Source organism: Pantoea leporis, assembly GCF_028048155.1.
Lineage (GTDB): Bacteria > Pseudomonadota > Gammaproteobacteria > Enterobacterales > Enterobacteriaceae > Pantoea > Pantoea leporis.
In genome coordinates, this window is sequence record NZ_JALMEU010000005.1 from 220,021 (window position 1) to 236,656 (window position 16,636).

General features: G+C 56.8%; 16 protein-coding genes. 10 read left to right on the top strand and 6 right to left on the bottom strand.

The features are described from left to right. The first annotated feature begins 111 nt into the window (after positions 1-111). On the top strand, positions 112-1,575 hold the full coding sequence (locus MWH02_RS15400; protein WP_101763868.1) for a sugar porter family MFS transporter: 1,464 nt from the start codon (positions 112-114) through the stop codon (positions 1,573-1,575). Positions 1,576-1,620: 45 nt separating this feature from the next. On the opposite strand, the gene MWH02_RS15405 is transcribed toward MWH02_RS15400, so the two are convergent. From MWH02_RS15405 to MWH02_RS15425, 5 genes are all read right to left on the bottom strand, one after another. Beyond that, positions 1,621-2,751 (bottom strand): ROK family protein, encoded by a 1,131-nt coding sequence (locus MWH02_RS15405; RefSeq protein WP_101763869.1) that lies wholly within the window; start codon positions 2,749-2,751, stop codon positions 1,621-1,623. Between the two features lie 8 nt (positions 2,752-2,759). Beyond that, positions 2,760-3,500 carry a replicative helicase loader DnaC gene (gene dnaC, locus MWH02_RS15410; RefSeq protein WP_110868257.1) on the bottom strand — a complete coding sequence of 247 codons (741 nt, stop codon included), beginning with the start codon at positions 3,498-3,500 and terminating at the stop codon, positions 2,760-2,762. Then, positions 3,500-4,036, bottom strand: a complete 537-nt coding sequence (gene dnaT, locus MWH02_RS15415) for a primosomal protein DnaT (protein ID WP_101763871.1) — start codon at positions 4,034-4,036, stop codon at positions 3,500-3,502. The genes dnaC and dnaT overlap by 1 nt, the downstream gene beginning before the upstream one ends. 111 nt (positions 4,037-4,147) lie before the next feature. After that, positions 4,148-4,825 (bottom strand): hypothetical protein, encoded by a 678-nt coding sequence (locus tag MWH02_RS15420; protein WP_192236815.1) that lies wholly within the window; start codon positions 4,823-4,825, stop codon positions 4,148-4,150. Between the two features lie 64 nt (positions 4,826-4,889). Continuing rightward, complete coding sequence (locus MWH02_RS15425; protein ID WP_271460971.1) at positions 4,890-5,594, bottom strand: autotransporter; 705 nt, start codon at positions 5,592-5,594, stop codon at positions 4,890-4,892. A gap of 140 nt (positions 5,595-5,734) precedes the next feature. On the opposite strand from MWH02_RS15425, the gene MWH02_RS15430 reads away from it, so the two are divergent. The 9 genes from MWH02_RS15430 (at position 5,735) to MWH02_RS15470 (ending at position 14,960) form a co-directional block, all read left to right on the top strand. Beyond that, on the top strand, positions 5,735-6,295 hold the full coding sequence (locus tag MWH02_RS15430; protein ID WP_217549538.1) for a DNA-3-methyladenine glycosylase I: 561 nt from the start codon (positions 5,735-5,737) through the stop codon (positions 6,293-6,295). Positions 6,296-6,404: 109 nt separating this feature from the next. Then, entirely contained in the window at positions 6,405-7,067 is a 663-nt protein-coding gene (locus MWH02_RS15435; RefSeq protein WP_101763875.1) for an OmpA family lipoprotein, read from the top strand. Between the two features lie 159 nt (positions 7,068-7,226). After that, positions 7,227-8,231, top strand: a complete 1,005-nt coding sequence (locus MWH02_RS15440; RefSeq protein ID WP_101763876.1) for a LacI family DNA-binding transcriptional regulator — start codon at positions 7,227-7,229, stop codon at positions 8,229-8,231. A gap of 58 nt (positions 8,232-8,289) precedes the next feature. Next, complete coding sequence (locus MWH02_RS15445; RefSeq protein WP_110868253.1) at positions 8,290-9,315, top strand: LacI family DNA-binding transcriptional regulator; 1,026 nt, start codon at positions 8,290-8,292, stop codon at positions 9,313-9,315. 125 nt (positions 9,316-9,440) lie between these two features. Then, on the top strand, positions 9,441-10,187 hold the full coding sequence (locus tag MWH02_RS15450; protein ID WP_192236812.1) for a sugar phosphate isomerase/epimerase family protein: 747 nt from the start codon (positions 9,441-9,443) through the stop codon (positions 10,185-10,187). Between the two features lie 10 nt (positions 10,188-10,197). After that, positions 10,198-11,142: a sugar kinase gene (locus MWH02_RS15455; protein ID WP_137386830.1), complete on the top strand. Its 945-nt coding sequence runs from the start codon at positions 10,198-10,200 to the stop codon at positions 11,140-11,142. A gap of 179 nt (positions 11,143-11,321) precedes the next feature. Beyond that, complete coding sequence (locus tag MWH02_RS15460; RefSeq protein WP_101763879.1) at positions 11,322-12,605, top strand: MFS transporter; 1,284 nt, start codon at positions 11,322-11,324, stop codon at positions 12,603-12,605. A gap of 50 nt (positions 12,606-12,655) precedes the next feature. After that, a complete protein-coding gene (gene ghrB / locus MWH02_RS15465) occupies positions 12,656-13,630 on the top strand; it encodes a glyoxylate/hydroxypyruvate reductase GhrB (protein WP_271460972.1) in 975 nt (324 codons plus the stop codon). 82 nt (positions 13,631-13,712) lie between these two features. After that, positions 13,713-14,960 (top strand): valine--pyruvate transaminase, encoded by a 1,248-nt coding sequence (locus MWH02_RS15470; RefSeq protein ID WP_271460973.1) that lies wholly within the window; start codon positions 13,713-13,715, stop codon positions 14,958-14,960. Between the two features lie 72 nt (positions 14,961-15,032). Here the strand turns inward: MWH02_RS15470 and MWH02_RS15475 are convergent, their stop codons facing one another. Continuing rightward, positions 15,033-16,466, bottom strand: a complete 1,434-nt coding sequence (locus MWH02_RS15475; protein ID WP_101763882.1) for an aminotransferase-like domain-containing protein — start codon at positions 16,464-16,466, stop codon at positions 15,033-15,035. Between the last annotated feature and the right edge of the window lie 170 nt (positions 16,467-16,636).

The following is a 16,636-nucleotide window of genomic DNA, read 5'->3' on the forward strand; positions in this document are numbered from 1 at the left end:
CATATATTCCAACACGAAGACCTCGCGTGAATAAAAGTTGAACATCGAAACCTACACCACCCTCTTTCTGGACAAGTAACGTTCAGGCCGTAGAGACAAGGGGCTATAACAATGGATACCAGGCAAAAACGCTACAACATGAAGTATGTCATTCTCTGCTGTACTGTCGCGGCATTCGGCGGTCTGCTGATGGGATATGACTCTTCCATTATCTCCGGTGCAATCGAACCCTTAAGTGAATATTTCCAGTTAACGCCCGCTGAAACCGGCTGGGCCGTTTCCAATATCCTGCTCGGCAGTTTGATCGGCTGCTTTATGGCACCGCGCCTCAGTGACAAGCTGGGACGTAAAAAATCCCTCGCCATCACCGCCCTGCTGTTTACCGTTTCGGTGATCGGCACGGCGCTGGCGCATAACTTCACCGTGTTCGTCATCTTCCGCATGATTGGCGGATTAGCGATTGGCCTGGCGTCGGTAATTTCGCCTATCTATCTGGCCGAGCTGTCGCCTTCGAAGTTTCGTGGCCGTACCACCGCGCTCTATGCGGTGTGCTGCGTCGGCGGACAATCGGTAGTGTTGCTGACCAACTACTTCATCACCAAATCCACCTTACCGGATGTGATGATCAACATGGGCTGGCGCTACATCCTCGCCACCGCGCTGGTGCCGTGCGCGCTGTTTATTTTGTTCATCGCCTTTATCCCGGAATCACCGCGCTGGAACGTGCTGAAAGGCAAGTACGATGAAGCGCTGGATACGCTGACCAAAATCTCTAACCGCGAACATGCCGAAAGCGTGTTCAACGAAATCAAACATTCGTTTTCTGATAAAACCGCGCAGCAGCACAAATCGCGTCTGCGTCTGGATAAAACCACCATTCCATTGCTGATTGTCGGCATCGGTTTGGCGGTGGGTAACCAGATCAGCGGTATCAACGTCATTCAGTACTTCGGACCAACCTTGCTGAAAAACGTCGCGGGCAGCACTGACTCAGCGCTGCTGCAAACCTTCTGGCTGTCGATTTGTCAGTTTATTGGCGTGCTGGCGGGGATGATGCTGATCGATAAAGTCGGTCGTCGTAAGCTGCTGCTGCTGGGCGCAATCACCTCTTGCGTGTGCCTGACCTACTCCTTCATCGCCTTCTATTACCACTTGCCGGGTATGCTGGCGGTTATTGGCCTGTTCGCTTACATGATTTTCTTTGGTATGACGTGGGGGCAGATCGTCTGGACGGTATTGGGCGAAGTGTTCCCAACCGAGATTCGTTCGATTTGCGTGGGGATTTCCATCTGCGCGATGTCGATGGCCAACTTTGTTATCAGCAGCACCTTCCCGATCATGAACAGCAGCCCGATGCTGCTGGATATGTTCCACGGTGGCTTCCCGCTGTTGCTGTTCGCAATCTTCTCGCTGGGTATGTACTTCTTCACCTTCCGCTATCTGCCAGAAACGGCCGGCGTGTCGCTTGAGAAGATTCATGCGCTGGTGCTGCGTAAATTTAACGTCGAAGCAGAGTTGCCGGAGACGACGTCCACCGTGAAGGCGAGCGAATCATTTGATATTCCACGGCATTAATCGGTAAGGATAGGGATCTGCAGGGCGCCCTTTATGGCGCCCTTGTTAACTCAGGCGTTCGTACTGCTCAATCACCGCCAGCGCTAAGCCGTTGGCCGGATCGATACGCAGCGGCAGGAAATGCAGCGCGGTATGGGCGAAGGTAAAGGCCAGCGCACCGGCCTGCGCCGCCTGCTGCACCGCCTGCACAAACGCTGGCTGCGCATTCCACGGCCCATCAATAATGATGCTGGCCGGATTCACCAGCTGCATCACCTGACTCAACGCGTTGCCCAAGTGGGTGCCCGCCTGCGTCATCACCTCTTTCAGGATTTCCGGTTCGCTCTCGCCATTCTGCCAGCGCAGGCCCGGTTTGCGTTTTGCCAGCTGCTGCTGAATGGCCGGTTTGCTCACCAGCGTTTCCAGACAACCTAAGCGACCGCAGCTACAGCGTTCGCCGTTGGGTTGCACGATAAGATGGCCGATCTCGCCCGCCGTCCAGCTGCTGCCGGTAAACACTTCGCCGTGTTCCACCAGCGCGCCACCTAATCCTTCAGAAATTCGCAGATAGAAATGGCTTTGCGACTTATTCAGTTCGAGTTGCTGCACCGAAAGCAGCGCCGCCGCTTTGACGTTATTCATGATGCGCAGCGGCAGCGGCATCTCGTGGCTGAGAATGGTCATCACATCCACATCCTGCCAGCCCAGATGCGCGGAAAAATGCACCCAGCCGCGATGCGGATCGATGATGCCAGGGAAACCAATCGCCACGCCGAGCAGCTCGGGATGCGCCGCGTGCAAGGTCTGGCACACTTCCACCAGCTCATGCAGCAACTGCTCGGGATCGCTGGTTTCGGTGCGCCAGGTTTGCTCGGCAATCACCTGCGAGAAATAGTCGCACACGCGCCAGTGAATTGCCTGGCGCTCCACCATGATGCCCGCGCTTTTCAGCTTTTCGGCGCGCAACGAGATTTCGATTTTCGGTCGTCCCGCTGACGCCACGCTAACCGGGCCGAGCTCATTGATCAGCCCGGCTTCCAGCAAATCATCGACAATCAGTGAAACGGTGTTTTTGCTCAGCTCGAGCGCTAATGCCAGATCCTGGCGGGAGGTGATGCGGGTGGTGCGCAGTTGCATCATCACCCGCTTCAGGTTGTTCAGGCGAAGTAGTGCTGGACCTTTACCGGCTGCTTTCATAGCACTCCTCAATACTCATCACCGCGCACACGGCTGCGATAACTTTCCCAGTCAAAGCGCACCCACAAGCTGTTGCCGAGGCGCATACGGTCCATCACGCGTTCACCCAGCAGCGAATTCATACCGGCGGGATCGAGGTTCGATAACATGCCCGTTGGGCGTTTCGACGATGAGCGGCGATCAACAATCTGATTGATGATCACTTTTTCATAGCGCGATTCACTCTGCATGCCGATCTCATCGATCACCAGCAGATCCACATGGCTGAGATCGTGCAGCAGGCGCTCTTCAGTTAAATCGCTGCCGCCGCTGAAAGTGCCTTTCATGCTCGACATCAAGTCGGCCACGGTCACAATCAGCACGCTTTTACCGCGAATAATCAGATCGTTACCAATCGCTGCGGCAAGGTGGTTTTTACCGGTGCCGGGACGACCGGAAAAAACAAAACTGGAGATGCTGTTTTCAAATCCGGCGGCGTATTCGCGCGCCATGGCCAGCGCTTTGCGCTGCCCATCATTTTCCACGCGATAGTTGTCGAACGAGCAGTTCATGTGCAGCTCGCGGATGCCCGAGCGCCCCATGATGCGCTGCATTTTCATCGCGCGGTTTTCTCGCACAATCGCTTCCGAGCGCAAACGGCCCTGCTCCTGATTCCAGGCCAGCAGCTCCGCGCCGCTTTTGAATTTCGGCTGCACTTCGGACGGCATCATCTTTTTCAGGCGACTAAAAAGATCGTTCGGCGTTTTCATTACTCACCTCGGAATCCATCGGGAATATCGTAATCAGTATTGCTGATTTGCGTGAGATCGCGCTTTGGCTGTCCGCCATTGGCGGCGCGATTCATCTGCACGCTGCGCGCTAACTTCTGCTGCCACTGCACATGATGGAACAAACGGCCTTCCGCCTGCCAGTACGCCACAAACGTGGCCAGCTCGGCGGCGGTAACCGGTTCACTCAACGCCACGCCCCAGATGGCGGCCTGACGCTGAAAATCGCTATCGGGCTGCCAGCCTTCATACATCGCGAACTTGCCCACCGGCGTGGCGATGGGCGCGCTTTCGGTCTGAAACAGACTCTCATCCAGCGTGACATCATTGGGCTGCTGCGCGGCGGCTTCCAGCGCCAGCAGCTGCGCCAGACGCTGCGGCGTGAGCGCATAAAACGCCGGCGTATTGTTATGCAGCACCGCCAGCGTGCCGTTATCGGCCTGCTGCAGCACGGCGAGCGGGTCATGGCAGAAGCCATCCAGCCCCACCAACGTTGAAGATAAGATTTTGACTGACATGAAGAAACCTGACGTTAACCAGCATGGTGCGCCGGGCGGCAAATTCAGCCCGGCGTTATGCGGTAAGTGTACCTGTTTTAGGACAAGTGATCGTCAAAAAGGTCGCAGCGATTAGCGTGGCATCGTCAGCGGTTCGGCGCGATCCACATGGCGTGACGCGTGCGGCACCCGAACCGCGACAGGCTGCGGCCGGGTTTGCCAAAGATAGCGAGCCGATGCGATCAGGCACAGGCTGTAGCCAAACATCTCGCTGCCCTCTTCCGCCATGTTTTTTACCACGCGGTTATAACCATCGAGCATCAGATGTTCCCACAGCTGATGCATGCCAAACAGGCGCGAAAACACCAAAATAGCCAGTAAACCTGCGGCCATCATCTGCCAGCTGCGATGCTGAACCAGCGACGCCAGCCCGGGCAGGATTTGGCGCGGCTGGCGGAAGGCCATCGCCAGACAGGCCGCCGTCGTCGCCAGCGCAAACCACAGCCATGCGCCGTGCCTGATGAAATCGAACAGGAAGTCCATCTCACGAATCAGCATGCAGCTGTAAAAACCGCCGACCAGGATCAGCACGCTGCGTTGTGATGGCCGCTGCCAGGCCGAGAGGAAATAGAAGGTGGCGATGAGCAAGAGCATCAGCTCCTGGGTGATTTCGGTGAAGGAGGTTTCGTGCAGGGCATCGTTCATCCAGTTGACGTCGATGTAGACCATCGCCATACAGAAAACGAGTACCAATCCACTGATGAGAAAGGCCGTAACTTCACGGCTAATAAGAATAATATTGTTGCGCATATTGTGACCAAAGTAATGATTAGCGCGCTTAGTATATGGACCTCAGGTTTTGTCACTTCTCTTTTTATGCCGATTGGAAGCTGGCGCTGACGCCCAGGCTATAAATAAACTGCTCGCCGCTGGTCACTGCGCCAGTTTGCGCGAAAGAAGCAAAGGCCGCCATATTTTGCCCCAGCGGCATATTTGCGCCGACGCTGACATCCACCCAATTGCTTTCCCGTCCGTTGATATCCTCGGCTCGTTCGCGGGTGGGCGATGGCAACTCTTCATTTACCAGATGGCTGTAACTCACCTGCGCCCACGGCGATATCCCACTAAGGCTGGAATCCACGCGCCAGCCAACGGAGGCAATGTGCTCGGCGTTGTTGCTATCCACTCCTGCGCACTTCGGACAGCTCAAAGTCGAATCATCTACCGCAAACTGCGCCACCGGCCCGGTGCTCACCGCTTTACTCATCGGCATCGACCAACCGGCAGAGTAGCGATTAACAAAAGGCGTAGCGCCGACGCTGGCGGTTTCACTGTGCATCACCAGCGCGTAGTCATTCGGCGAGTTAAGCGCGGCGTCAAACAGGTTTGCATCGGGGTTTTCTGTCAACATCAGGTGATTACTGGAAATTTTTTCAGCAAGTATGGCGTTGTAATCGGGTGCGCTATTCTGGCTCGATTGATCAAAGGCATAGGTATTCCCGGCCAGAAAAAATAGCCATACACTGCCAAAAGCCAGCGCGATTATATGCTGGCCTGTCCGCTGACTTTTCTGCAACATGAAGGACTCCTGACGAGCCGGGAAGAGATGGGCGTTTAGGTTTTATAAGATCTATATCGGCGCCCCTTGTATAACTATTAATCGCTTTTGCCATTCGTCAAGGGAACTACCGCTATTTCATAGGCTAAGGGAGTGATGCAATGCAACGTTGTGGCTGGGTAACTGAGGATCCACTGTATCTGGCGTACCACGATAAAGAGTGGGGCGTGCCGCAAACCGATAAGCGAGTCTTATTTGAAATGGTCTGTCTTGAAGGCCAACAGGCCGGACTTTCATGGATTACGGTACTGAAAAAACGCGAAAACTACCGCCGCGCGTTCCATGAATTTGATCCCGCAGCCGTGGCGTTGATGGATGAAAGCGACATAGCACGGTTGATGCAAAATGCGGGACTGATTCGCCATCGCGGCAAGCTGGAAGCGATCATCAACAATGCGCGTGCCTTGCTAGCGCTGGAAGCCACCGGAGAGGAGTTTTCACGCTTTATCTGGTCTTTTGTCGACCATACGCCGATTTTGCACCGTTACGCGAATTACAAAGACGCGCCAACGACCTCCGAGCCCGCCATTGCGCTGTCGAAAGCACTTAAGAAGCGTGGTTTTAAATTCGTCGGCCCCACAACCTGCCACTCATTTCTACAGGCCTGCGGCTTAATTAACGATCATCAAACCAGCTGTTTTTGCCATCCTGATAATCTTTAAAGCAAAAGTTTACAAATTAAGACTGACCCTCACGTATTTCCCCATAATTGAACGGCATAATAGTGCCGTTTTGGGGCTTTTCCCCGTTTAAATCTGTGAGGGGTTTTTCATGAATAAGCGTATTTTGGCGCTGACCTTGTTACTGAGCGGCAGCCTCGCGCTGTCGGGTTGTACCACCAATCCCTATACCGGCGAATCGCAGGCGGGCAAATCGGGTATCGGCGCCGGTTTGGGCGCGGTGCTGGGTGCGGGCGTGGGCGTGCTGTCATCGTCGAAGAAAGATCGCGGTAAAGGTGCGTTGATTGGCGCGGCGTCCGGTGCCGCACTGGGCGGCGGCGCGGGCTATTATATGGATGTGCAGGAAGCGAAACTGCGCGACAAAATGCGCGGCACCGGCGTCAGCGTGACGCGTCAGGGCGACAACATCGTGCTCAACATGCCGAATAACGTCACCTTTGATTCCAACAGCAGCAACCTGAAACCGGCGGGCGCCAACACCCTGACCGGCGTGGCGATGGTGCTGAAAGAGTATCCAAAAACCGCCGTGAATGTGGTGGGCTACACCGACAGCACCGGCACGCGCGCGCTGAATATGCGCCTGTCACAGCAGCGCGCCGACAGCGTGGCCAGCGGTCTGATTCTGCAAGGCGTGGCGCAAAACCGTCTGCGCACCCAGGGTTTAGGCCCGGATAATCCGGTTGCCAGCAATAGCACCGAAGACGGCAAAGCGCAGAACCGTCGCGTTGAGATCACCCTCAGCCCGCTGGGCTAAAAGTAAAGAGCCGATCTGCACGAACAGATCGGCTTTTGTCACATTTTTTCGCCTCTTTTGACACCATCTTTGTTAGAAAAAGCTAAAAAATTCGTAACCGATAGAGCCGCCTTTTCCTTTATGCTAGCGTGATCAAAAATTGATCAGTGGGACGCTATCATGTCACTCAAAGCCATCGCCGCTACCCTTGGCCTCTCTGTTACTACCGTGAGCCGGGCGCTAAATGGCTATGACGATGTAGCGGCCGTCACGCGTAAACGCATTGAAGACGAAGCGAATGCGCGCGGCTATCGCCCCAACGACGCTGCCCGCCGCCTGAAAACCGGTCGCGCCAATGCGGTCGGTCTGCTCTTTCCCATCAGCCACGCCTCGCTCAATGACAGCTATTACAGCCAAATGCTGCTGATGCTGGATCAACGCCTCGCCCAGCACGATATTGATTTGTTGTTGCTGCCTGACAAACCGCAAGGGCAACAGCGTAAGCTGATCCGCATGCTGCGCAGCGGCGCCATCGATGCGCTGATTTTAACGCACACCCTGCCGCAGGATGCGCGACTGCAACGCTTGCAACAGAAGGGTTTCCGCTTCCTGACGCTCGGCCGCAGCGAGCTGCCGCTGCCGTACGCGTGGATTGATTACGATAATCACGCCGGTACCTTCCTGGCGGCAGAACACTGCCTGCAACAAGGGTGGCCGCGTCTGGCTTATCTCGGCAGTAACGAAACGGCAACGTACATCCTCGATCGCCGCCAGGGTTTCATTGATGCGCTGATTCAGCATCAGGCGCCGGTCGATCAATCCCTGATGGCCGCGCTACCCGCCACGCGCCGCTCCGGCTATCAGCAAACCAATGCCTGGCTGGCCCACGGCGACGCGCCGCAGGCGATCATCACCGATTGCAGCACGCTGGGTGAAGGTGCCGCGATTGCGCTGCAGCAGGCGGCCCGCCTTAAGGGCGCGCAGGCGATTCCGCTGTATGTGTATGATGGATTGCCGCCCGATTCGATTGTCGATCAGCCGGTGAACACCATTCTGCAATCATCGCAGCAGCACATTGGCGAGCGCATCGCCGAAATGGTGCTGCAACTGCTCGATGATGTGCCGCCAGGCGATCTGCAAACGCTCTGGCAGCCGGTGCTGCGACTCACTTCTGACGCGCAATGATTGCGCCTGGCGCGAGCTGTGTTAGTCTTCGCCTGTTTCTTTTCAGCAGGTGTAAGCAATGAAAACCAGGCCGCCACGAGCCACAATCAGTGACGTTGCCCGTACGGCAAAAACCGGTAAAACCAGCGTTTCCCGCTATCTGAATGGCGAAGTGAATCTGCTCTCGCCCGATCTCAAAGCCCGTATCGAACAGGCCATCGCCGAACTCAACTATCGTCCCAGCCAGATGGCGCGCGGACTGAAACGCGGCCGCACGCGTTTGATTGGCCTGATCATTGCCGACATCACCAATCCATACTCGGTTGACGTGCTGAGCGGCATCGAAGCGGCGTGTCGTGCGCAGGGCTTTACCCTGCTGATGTGTAACACCAACAACGAAGTCGATCTCGAACAACATTACCTGCAACTGCTCAGCAGCTATCAGGTGGAAGGCATTGTGGTTAATGCCGTGGGCATGCATGAAGAAGTGCTCAATCGCCTGCAACAGTCGATGCTGCCGATGGTATTGATTGACCGGAAAATCCCCGATTTCGCCTGCGATATGGTGGGGCTCAACAACGTTGAAGCCTCCACGGTTGCGACCCAACATTTGCTGGATAACGGCTATCAAGCCCTGCTCTTCCTTAGCGAGCCGCTCGGCAGCGTTAATACGCGCCGTGAACGTCTGCGCGCCTTCTACGACACGGTAAAAAACGCGCCAGAGATTGCGGCAGAGAATGCCGAAGTGGCGCTGCATCAGCCCGACGCGCTGGAAAAACAGCTGCGGGAATTCCACCAGCGCCATCCCGACAAACGCTGTGCGGTGATCGCCGCCAACGGCGCGCTGACCTTGCAAGTGGCGCGCGCGCTGCAGCGCCTTGCGCTGCGCTGGGGCGAAGCGATTGGCCTGCTGGGCTTTGACGAACTGGAATGGGCGGCGCTGGCAGGCGTCGGCATCACCACCTTAAAGCAACCCACCTGGCAGATTGGTTACGCCGCGCTGGAGCAGGTTATCGCGCGCATTGAGGGCAGCGAGCAATCGGTCAGCGAACAGCTTTTCTCCGGCGAACTGATCGTACGCGGCTCCAGCCAGCCGCTGCGCTAAGCCGGCCTTTTATGGCTCACTTCGTGAGCATGATCATAATTTCACGGTCTGCGCCTTTCCTTTGGAACCGGTTCCATTTAGGTTTTTTATAACGAATGGGATGTGGCCATGCCCGGAGAAACGTGATGAAACCAGAAATTATTGTTGTAACTGCCGCATACGGCGCGCAGAAAGTAGCGGAATTGGGTGGCCAGGCCGCGCTGTTGCCGCTGATCAAACAGGCCGGCGCGGATGGCGTCGAAATTCGTCGCGAGCTGTTCAACGAAAATGAACTCTGCCTGCTGCATGCGCTGGGCAATGCGATTTCCCAGCATCAGCTGAGCGCCAGCTATTCCGTGCCGGAAGCGTTGTGGCTGGATGATGGTGCGCTGAATCCGCGTCTGGCGCAGTTCCTGCAGGAAGCCGAACAAATCGGCGCTCAGCGCCTGAAAGTGGCGCTTGGCCATTTTGTTGAACTTGATGCGCGCGCGCTGCTTGATGTACTTAAAGCATCAACGGTGACGCTGGTGGTTGAGAACGATCAAACGCCAGACAGCAAACTGGCGCCGATGCTGCGCTTCTTCCATCAGGCTTGCGATGCCGCATTGCCGCTGGATATGACCTTCGATATGGGCAACTGGCAGTGGACCGGCGAAGACGGTTTGCAGGCCGCCGCGCAACTCAGTCGCTACGTTAGCTACATCCACGTTAAAGCGGCGGTGCCACACGGCGCGACCTTCCGCGCGATCGCGCTGGATCAGGCCGACGATAGCTGGCGCACGCTGCTTAACGCGCTGCCAACCGACGCACCGCGCGGCATCGAATTCCCGCTGGAAGGCGCGGATTTGCTGGCGGTCACTCGCCATTACGTTGACCTGCTGCGTGCAGCGTAAGGAGCCGATGATGACGCAAAAAACGCTGGATGTGGTGACGATTGGTGAAGCGATGGCGATGTTTATCGCCCAGCAAACCGGCGATCTCGCCGCAGCAGAAGGCTTCGTCAAACGCATTGCTGGGGCCGAACTCAACGTGGCGATTGGCCTGGCGCGCCTCGGTTTGCAGGTCGGTTGGGTGAGCCGCGTCGGCGACGACAGTTTTGGTCGCTTCACACTGCAACAGCTGGAAAAAGAGGGCGTCGATCACCGCTGCGTCACCACGGACGCGCGCTATCGCACCGGCTTCCAGCTCAAATCCCGCGTCGATGACGGCTCCGATCCGGAAGTCGAATATTTCCGCAAAGGCTCCGCCGCCAGCCATCTGTCGCCCGACGATTTCAACGACGACTACTTTGGCAGCGCGCGCCATCTGCATTTAAGCGGCGTGGCGGCGGCAATCTCTGACAGCTCGCTTGCCCTGGCGCAACACGCGGCAAAAGAGATGCGCGCGCGAGGCAAAACCATCTCCTTCGATCCTAATCTGCGTCCGGTGTTATGGCGCAGCGAAGAGGAGATGCGCAAGCAACTCAATCATCTGGCGGAATACGCCGATTGGGTGCTGCCGGGCGAGAAAGAGGGTTTGATTCTCACCGGCTACCGCCAGCCGGAAGCCATCGCCGATTTCTACCTCGATAAAGGGGTGAAAGCGGTGGTGATCAAAACCGGTGGCGACGGCGCCTGGTACAAAACCGCCGACGGCCAGCAAGGCCAGATCGCACCGATTCGCGTCGAGAATGTGGTCGATACCGTGGGTGCCGGCGACGGCTTTGCGGTTGGGCTGATCAGCGCTCTGCTGGAAGGCAAATCCCTGCCGCAGGCGATTCTGCGCGGTAATAAGATCGGCTCGCTGGCGATTCAGGTCGCTGGCGACAGCGAAGGCCTGCCGACGCGCGCGGCATTGGGCGATTACTGATAACAGCACAATCCTGTAGCGGCGCGATGCATCGCGCGCTTTTCGCAGCGGCTTCGCTGCCCGAAGCGCAATAAATTGCGCCGCTACGGGTCCGTACGAAACCCAATAGCTGTACCCACTACAACAATATCGCGAGACGCATCCACTGAATGCGTCCACCTCAACCAGAGGAGTCACCCATGAAATCGCAGACAATCGCGCCAAAACGCTGGTGGTTTATCATGCCCATCGTGTTTATCACCTACAGTCTGGCGTATCTGGACCGGGCGAACTTTAGCTTCGCCTCTGCCGCAGGGATAAATGACGATCTCGGCATCACCAAAGGCATGTCATCGCTGCTGGGCGCCCTGTTCTTCCTCGGCTACTTCTTCTTCCAGATTCCCGGCGCGCTGTACGCCGAACGTCGCAGCGTGAAGAAGCTGATTTTCTGGTGCCTGATTTTATGGGGCGGCTGCGCCTCGCTGACCGGTGTGGTCAGCAACATTCCGATGCTGGCGGCGATCCGCTTTGTGCTCGGCGTGGTGGAAGCGGCGGTGATGCCGGCGATGCTGATCTATATCAGCAACTGGTTTACCAAATCCGAACGTTCGCGCGCCAATACCTTCCTGATCCTCGGTAATCCGGTGACGGTGCTGTGGATGTCGGTGGTTTCCGGCTATCTGATTGAGTCCTTTGGCTGGCGCGAGATGTTTATCATTGAAGGCATCCCGGCAGTGATCTGGGCGGTGGCCTGGTGGTTCCTGGTGCAGGACAAACCTGCCCAGGCCAAATGGATGAGCGAAAGCGAGAAAGCCGCGCTGCAGGCGCAACTGCAAAAAGAGCAGGAAGGGATTAAAGCGGTACGTAACTACGGTGAAGCGTTCCGTAATCGCAACGTGATCCTGCTGTGCCTGCAATATTTTGCCTGGAGCATCGGCGTGTACGGTTTCGTGCTGTGGCTGCCGTCCATTCTGCGTAACGGTTCGCAGATGGGCATGGTGGAAGCCGGTTGGCTGTCTGCGGTGCCGTATCTGGTGGCGACCATTGCGATGATCGTGGTGTCGTGGGCGTCGGATAAAACTCAGAACCGTAAACTGTTTGTCTGGCCGCTGCTGCTGATTGGCGCGCTGGCGTTCCTCGGTTCGTATCTGGTGGGTTCCAGCAACTTCTGGCTGTCGTATACGCTGCTGGTGATTGCCGGTGGGGCGATGTATGCGCCTTATGGTCCGTTCTTCGCCATCATTCCGGAGATGTTGCCGCGCAACGTCGCCGGTGGTGCGATGGCATTAATCAACAGCATGGGCGCACTGGGTTCCTTCGTCGGATCGTGGATTGTAGGCTATCTTAATGGCGCGACCGGTTCGCCTGCCGCCTCCTACATTTTCATGGGTGCTGCGCTGCTGGCTTCGGTTTGGCTGACGTTGATCGTCAAACCAGCCCAGAACAAAACGCCGCCGCCCGTTCACGGGGCGAAGCACGCGTAATCGATTCGGGAGGCCTTAACGCCTCCCCTACATTTTAAAGGGAGCAAAAGATGAAACCTGCTGTGATTCTTTATAAGAGCCTGCCAGATGACCTGCGCACCAAACTGGATGCCCATTTCACCGTCACTGAAGTGCACGACATTTCCCCGGAAACTATCGAAAAACACGCGGCGCAGTTCGAACAGGCGCAAGGTTTGCTCGGCTCTGGCGGCAAAGTGGATGGCGAGCTGCTGGCAAAAATGCCCGCGCTGCGCGCCTGCTCCACCGTGTCGGTGGGTTACGATAACTTCAACGTTGATGCGCTGAATCAACGCAAAGTGCTGCTGATGCATACACCAACTGTGCTGACCGAGACTGTCGCCGATACCATGATGGCGCTGGTTCTGAGCACCGCACGTCGCGTGACCGAGCTGGATAAGTGGGTCAAAAACGGCGAGTGGAAAAAGAGCATCGGCCCGGATCATTTCGGCATCGATGTGCACCACAAAACCCTCGGCATTCTCGGCATGGGCCGCATCGGCCTCGCGCTGGCGCAGCGTGCGCACTTTGGCTTCGGCATGAACATTCTCTATAACGCGCGTCGTCAGCATGAAGAGGCGGAAACCCGCTTTGGTGCGCATGCCTGCGATTTGGAAACCTTGCTGAAAGAGAGTGATTTTGTCTGCATCAGCCTGCCGCTGACCGAACAGACACACCATATGATTGGCGCGGCGCAGCTCAAGTTGATGAAGCCAAGTGCAATTCTGATCAACGCCGGTCGCGGTCCGGTGGTGGATGAGCAGGCGCTGACGGCGGCGCTGAAAGACGGCACTATCCACGCCGCCGGTCTGGATGTGTTCGAAGTTGAGCCGGTGCCTGCCGATGCCGAAATTTTGACGCTGCCGAACGTGGTCGCGCTGCCGCACATCGGTTCCGCCACCCATGAAACCCGTTACGGCATGGCGCGCGACGCGGTAGATAACCTGATCGCCGCCCTGAGCGGTAAAGTCGAGAAAAACTGCGTTAACCCGCAGATACAAGGCTAAGCTTGCTGCTTTATCCATTGCGCCTGCCAGCGGCGGGCGCTATGGTGGTTCCCCATTCGATTTCACAACGTTTTAACTTCCTATGTCCTTTTCTCAGTTCGGCGACAAATTTACTCAACACTCCGGCATCTCACGTCTGATGGAAGACATGGGTGAAGGCCTGCGCACGCCCGGCACCATCATGCTTGGCGGCGGTAATCCGGCGCAGATCCCGGCGATGAATGACTATTTCAACCAGTTGCTGATGCAGATGCATCAGGACGGCAAACTGAGCGAAGCGCTGTGCAACTACGATGGTCCGCGCGGCAAAGCGCTGCTGCTGGATGCGCTGGCGAAGATGCTGCGTGAGGAACTTGGCTGGCCATTAACCGCGCAAAACATCGCGCTGACCAACGGCAGCCAGAGTGCGTTTTTCTATCTCTTCAACTTGTTCGCCGGACGTCGCGCCGACGGCAGCAAAAAGCGCGTGCTGTTCCCGCTGGCACCGGAATATCTCGGCTACGCCGATGCCGGCCTGGAAGAGGATCTGTTTGTCTCCGCCAAGCCAAACATTGAGCTGCTGCCGGAAGGCCAGTTCAAATATCACGTTGATTTCGACCATTTGCCGCTGAATGACGATGTCGGCCTGATCTGCGTTTCACGCCCGACCAACCCAACCGGCAACGTGATCACCGATGATGAACTGCTGCAGCTGGATGCGCTGGCGCAGCAGCACGGCGTACCGCTGCTGATTGATAACGCGTACGGCGTGCCGTTCCCCGGCATCATCTTTAGCGAAGCGCGCCCGCTGTGGAATCCCAATACCATTCTGTGCATGAGCCTGTCGAAACTCGGCCTGCCCGGCGCACGTTGCGGCATTATCGTCGCCGATGAGAGCACTATCACCGCCATTGGCAACATGAACGGCATAATTAGCCTGGCACCGGGCAGCATCGGTCCTGCGATTGCTAATGAGATGATTGTACGCGGCGATTTGCTGCGACTATCGCAAGAGGTGATTAAGCCGTTCTATCAGGCCAAAGTCAGCGAGACGATTGCGATTCTGCGCCGCTATTTGCCGGAAGATCGCTGCCTGATTCATAAACCTGAAGGCGCGATTTTCCTCTGGCTGTGGTTCCGCGATCTGCCGATCAGCACCGAAATGCTGTATCAGCGCCTGAAAGCGCGCGGCGTGCTGATGGTGCCCGGCCACTTCTTCTTCCCCGGGCTGGAACATGAATGGCCACACACCCATCAATGCATGCGCATGAACTATGTGCCGGATGCAGAGAAGATTGAGCGCGCGGTGCAGATATTGGCGGAAGAGCTGGAAGCCGCGTTTAAGAATTAAAGCTTCAACGTCGCGCGATGAATCGCGCCGCTACGATTGTGTGCACATTCCGTAGCGGCGCAATTTATTACGTTATCCCTGCGTTATAGATAGCTGGCACCACTGCGCCAGCTGCTGAATCGCCTGCTCCACTTCGGCATTCCAGCCAAAACCGGCATTGAGTCGAAAACAGTGATCGTAGCGGTGATCGGTAGCGAAAATGTGGCCCGGCGCGATACCGATACCCGCGTTGCGCGCCTTGAGAAACAGCGCGCGCACATTCAGCGCACCGATCGGCATTTCCACCCATAACACATAGCCGCCTTCAGGATCAGACACCCGCGTGCCCGGCGGGAAGTAGCGCAGCACCGCCTGACGCATATGCTGGATTTGATTCTTCAACTCGCGCCGTAGCTTACGCAGATGCGCATCATAGCCGCCGCTGCGCAGCAGTTCGGCAATCGCTGCTTGAGACAACACCGACGTGCCCATGCTGGTGGTGTATTTCAGCGAGGCGATTTTGCGCATGTAGTTGCTGCTGTGCACCCAGCCAATGCGAATGCCCGGCGCAACCGTTTTCGAGAAGCCGCTGCACAAAATAGCGTTCGGGCTGAAGGCACGCATCGGGAACGGACGGCGCTCGCCAAACGCGGTATCACCGAAGATATCATCCTCAATGATCACCACATCGTTCTCGTCGGCCTGACGCGCGATATAGGCTTTCTGCTCGTTGGGAATGCTTTTGCCGAGCGGATTATTGATGTTGTTGATGGTGAGATACGCCTGCACCGCTTTGCGCTGGAACAGTGAAGTGAGTTTCTCCACATTGACGTAACCTTCCGGCCCCGCTTCCACCTCAATCACCCGCAGATTGAGGTTATGCAGCATCTGCAGCAACACGAAATAGCACGGCGATTCCACCGCGACGATATCGCCGGGCCGCGTGGTGGCGCGTAGCGCCAGCGAAATCGCTTCGATGCAGCCGTTGGTGATCAGGATGTCATCCGCATTGATATTGCAGCCATAATCCACCGCGCGGCGTGCAATTTCATTTTTCAGCGGCGCGTAGCCGGTGCCTTTTACGGTATTCCCCAGCAGCGCCGGTTTGCTGTAACCCATCTGGCGCATCAGCAAACCAATCTTCTTCACCGGATAGAGTGAAAGGTCGCCGTTGGCCAGATCCAGCCGCACGCGGCAGTCTGAACCGAGCATCGCCAGATGCAGCTCGGTCTGCTCGTCGAGCGGCGCCACTTCGCGCGCTTGCTCGTTAATGAGCGTGGGAAAGGTTTTATTAACAGGCCGCGGTGCGACAAAAAAACCGGACTTGGGACGCGCCACCGCGTAGTGCTCATCCTCAAGCGTGCGTAATGTTTTCAGCGCGGTGGTCATGCTGACGCTGTACTGCGTCGCCAGCGTGCGCACCGACGGTAAACGGCTGTCGGGCGGCAGCGAGCCGCTGTGAATGGCTTGTTTTATCTGCTCTGCGATTTGACGGTAACGACTGCCCTGTTCCGTTTCACCCGCCATCTGTTCCACCCTATTTCGTCCGGATCTGTGCGTTTTCACCAGATTACATTCAAAGTACTTTAGGCTGCATTAGTTAATTGATAACCCGCGCAATCGTCTTTAAGGCATTCATTCCGTAGCACCTTCGTGGCCCATTTCCCGTCTGATGCCGCCAGCACGGCAGCAGCGAC

Bases quoted from the DNA above. Each gene is read 5' to 3' on its own strand.
- MWH02_RS15400 (WP_101763868.1), top strand. From the start codon at position 112: ATGGATACCAGGCAAAAACGCTACAACATGAAGTATGTCATTCTCTGC.
- MWH02_RS15405 (WP_101763869.1), bottom strand. From the start codon at position 2,751: ATGAAAGCAGCCGGTAAAGGTCCAGCACTACTTCGCCTGAACAACCTG.
- dnaC (WP_110868257.1), bottom strand. From the start codon at position 3,500: ATGAAAACGCCGAACGATCTTTTTAGTCGCCTGAAAAAGATGATGCCG.
- dnaT (WP_101763871.1), bottom strand. From the start codon at position 4,036: ATGTCAGTCAAAATCTTATCTTCAACGTTGGTGGGGCTGGATGGCTTC.
- MWH02_RS15420 (WP_192236815.1), bottom strand. From the start codon at position 4,825: ATGCGCAACAATATTATTCTTATTAGCCGTGAAGTTACGGCCTTTCTC.
- MWH02_RS15425 (WP_271460971.1), bottom strand. From the start codon at position 5,594: ATGTTGCAGAAAAGTCAGCGGACAGGCCAGCATATAATCGCGCTGGCT.
- MWH02_RS15430 (WP_217549538.1), top strand. From the start codon at position 5,735: ATGCAACGTTGTGGCTGGGTAACTGAGGATCCACTGTATCTGGCGTAC.
- MWH02_RS15435 (WP_101763875.1), top strand. From the start codon at position 6,405: ATGAATAAGCGTATTTTGGCGCTGACCTTGTTACTGAGCGGCAGCCTC.
- MWH02_RS15440 (WP_101763876.1), top strand. From the start codon at position 7,227: ATGTCACTCAAAGCCATCGCCGCTACCCTTGGCCTCTCTGTTACTACC.
- MWH02_RS15445 (WP_110868253.1), top strand. From the start codon at position 8,290: ATGAAAACCAGGCCGCCACGAGCCACAATCAGTGACGTTGCCCGTACG.
- MWH02_RS15450 (WP_192236812.1), top strand. From the start codon at position 9,441: ATGAAACCAGAAATTATTGTTGTAACTGCCGCATACGGCGCGCAGAAA.
- MWH02_RS15455 (WP_137386830.1), top strand. From the start codon at position 10,198: ATGACGCAAAAAACGCTGGATGTGGTGACGATTGGTGAAGCGATGGCG.
- MWH02_RS15460 (WP_101763879.1), top strand. From the start codon at position 11,322: ATGAAATCGCAGACAATCGCGCCAAAACGCTGGTGGTTTATCATGCCC.
- ghrB (WP_271460972.1), top strand. From the start codon at position 12,656: ATGAAACCTGCTGTGATTCTTTATAAGAGCCTGCCAGATGACCTGCGC.
- MWH02_RS15470 (WP_271460973.1), top strand. From the start codon at position 13,713: ATGTCCTTTTCTCAGTTCGGCGACAAATTTACTCAACACTCCGGCATC.
- MWH02_RS15475 (WP_101763882.1), bottom strand. From the start codon at position 16,466: ATGGCGGGTGAAACGGAACAGGGCAGTCGTTACCGTCAAATCGCAGAG.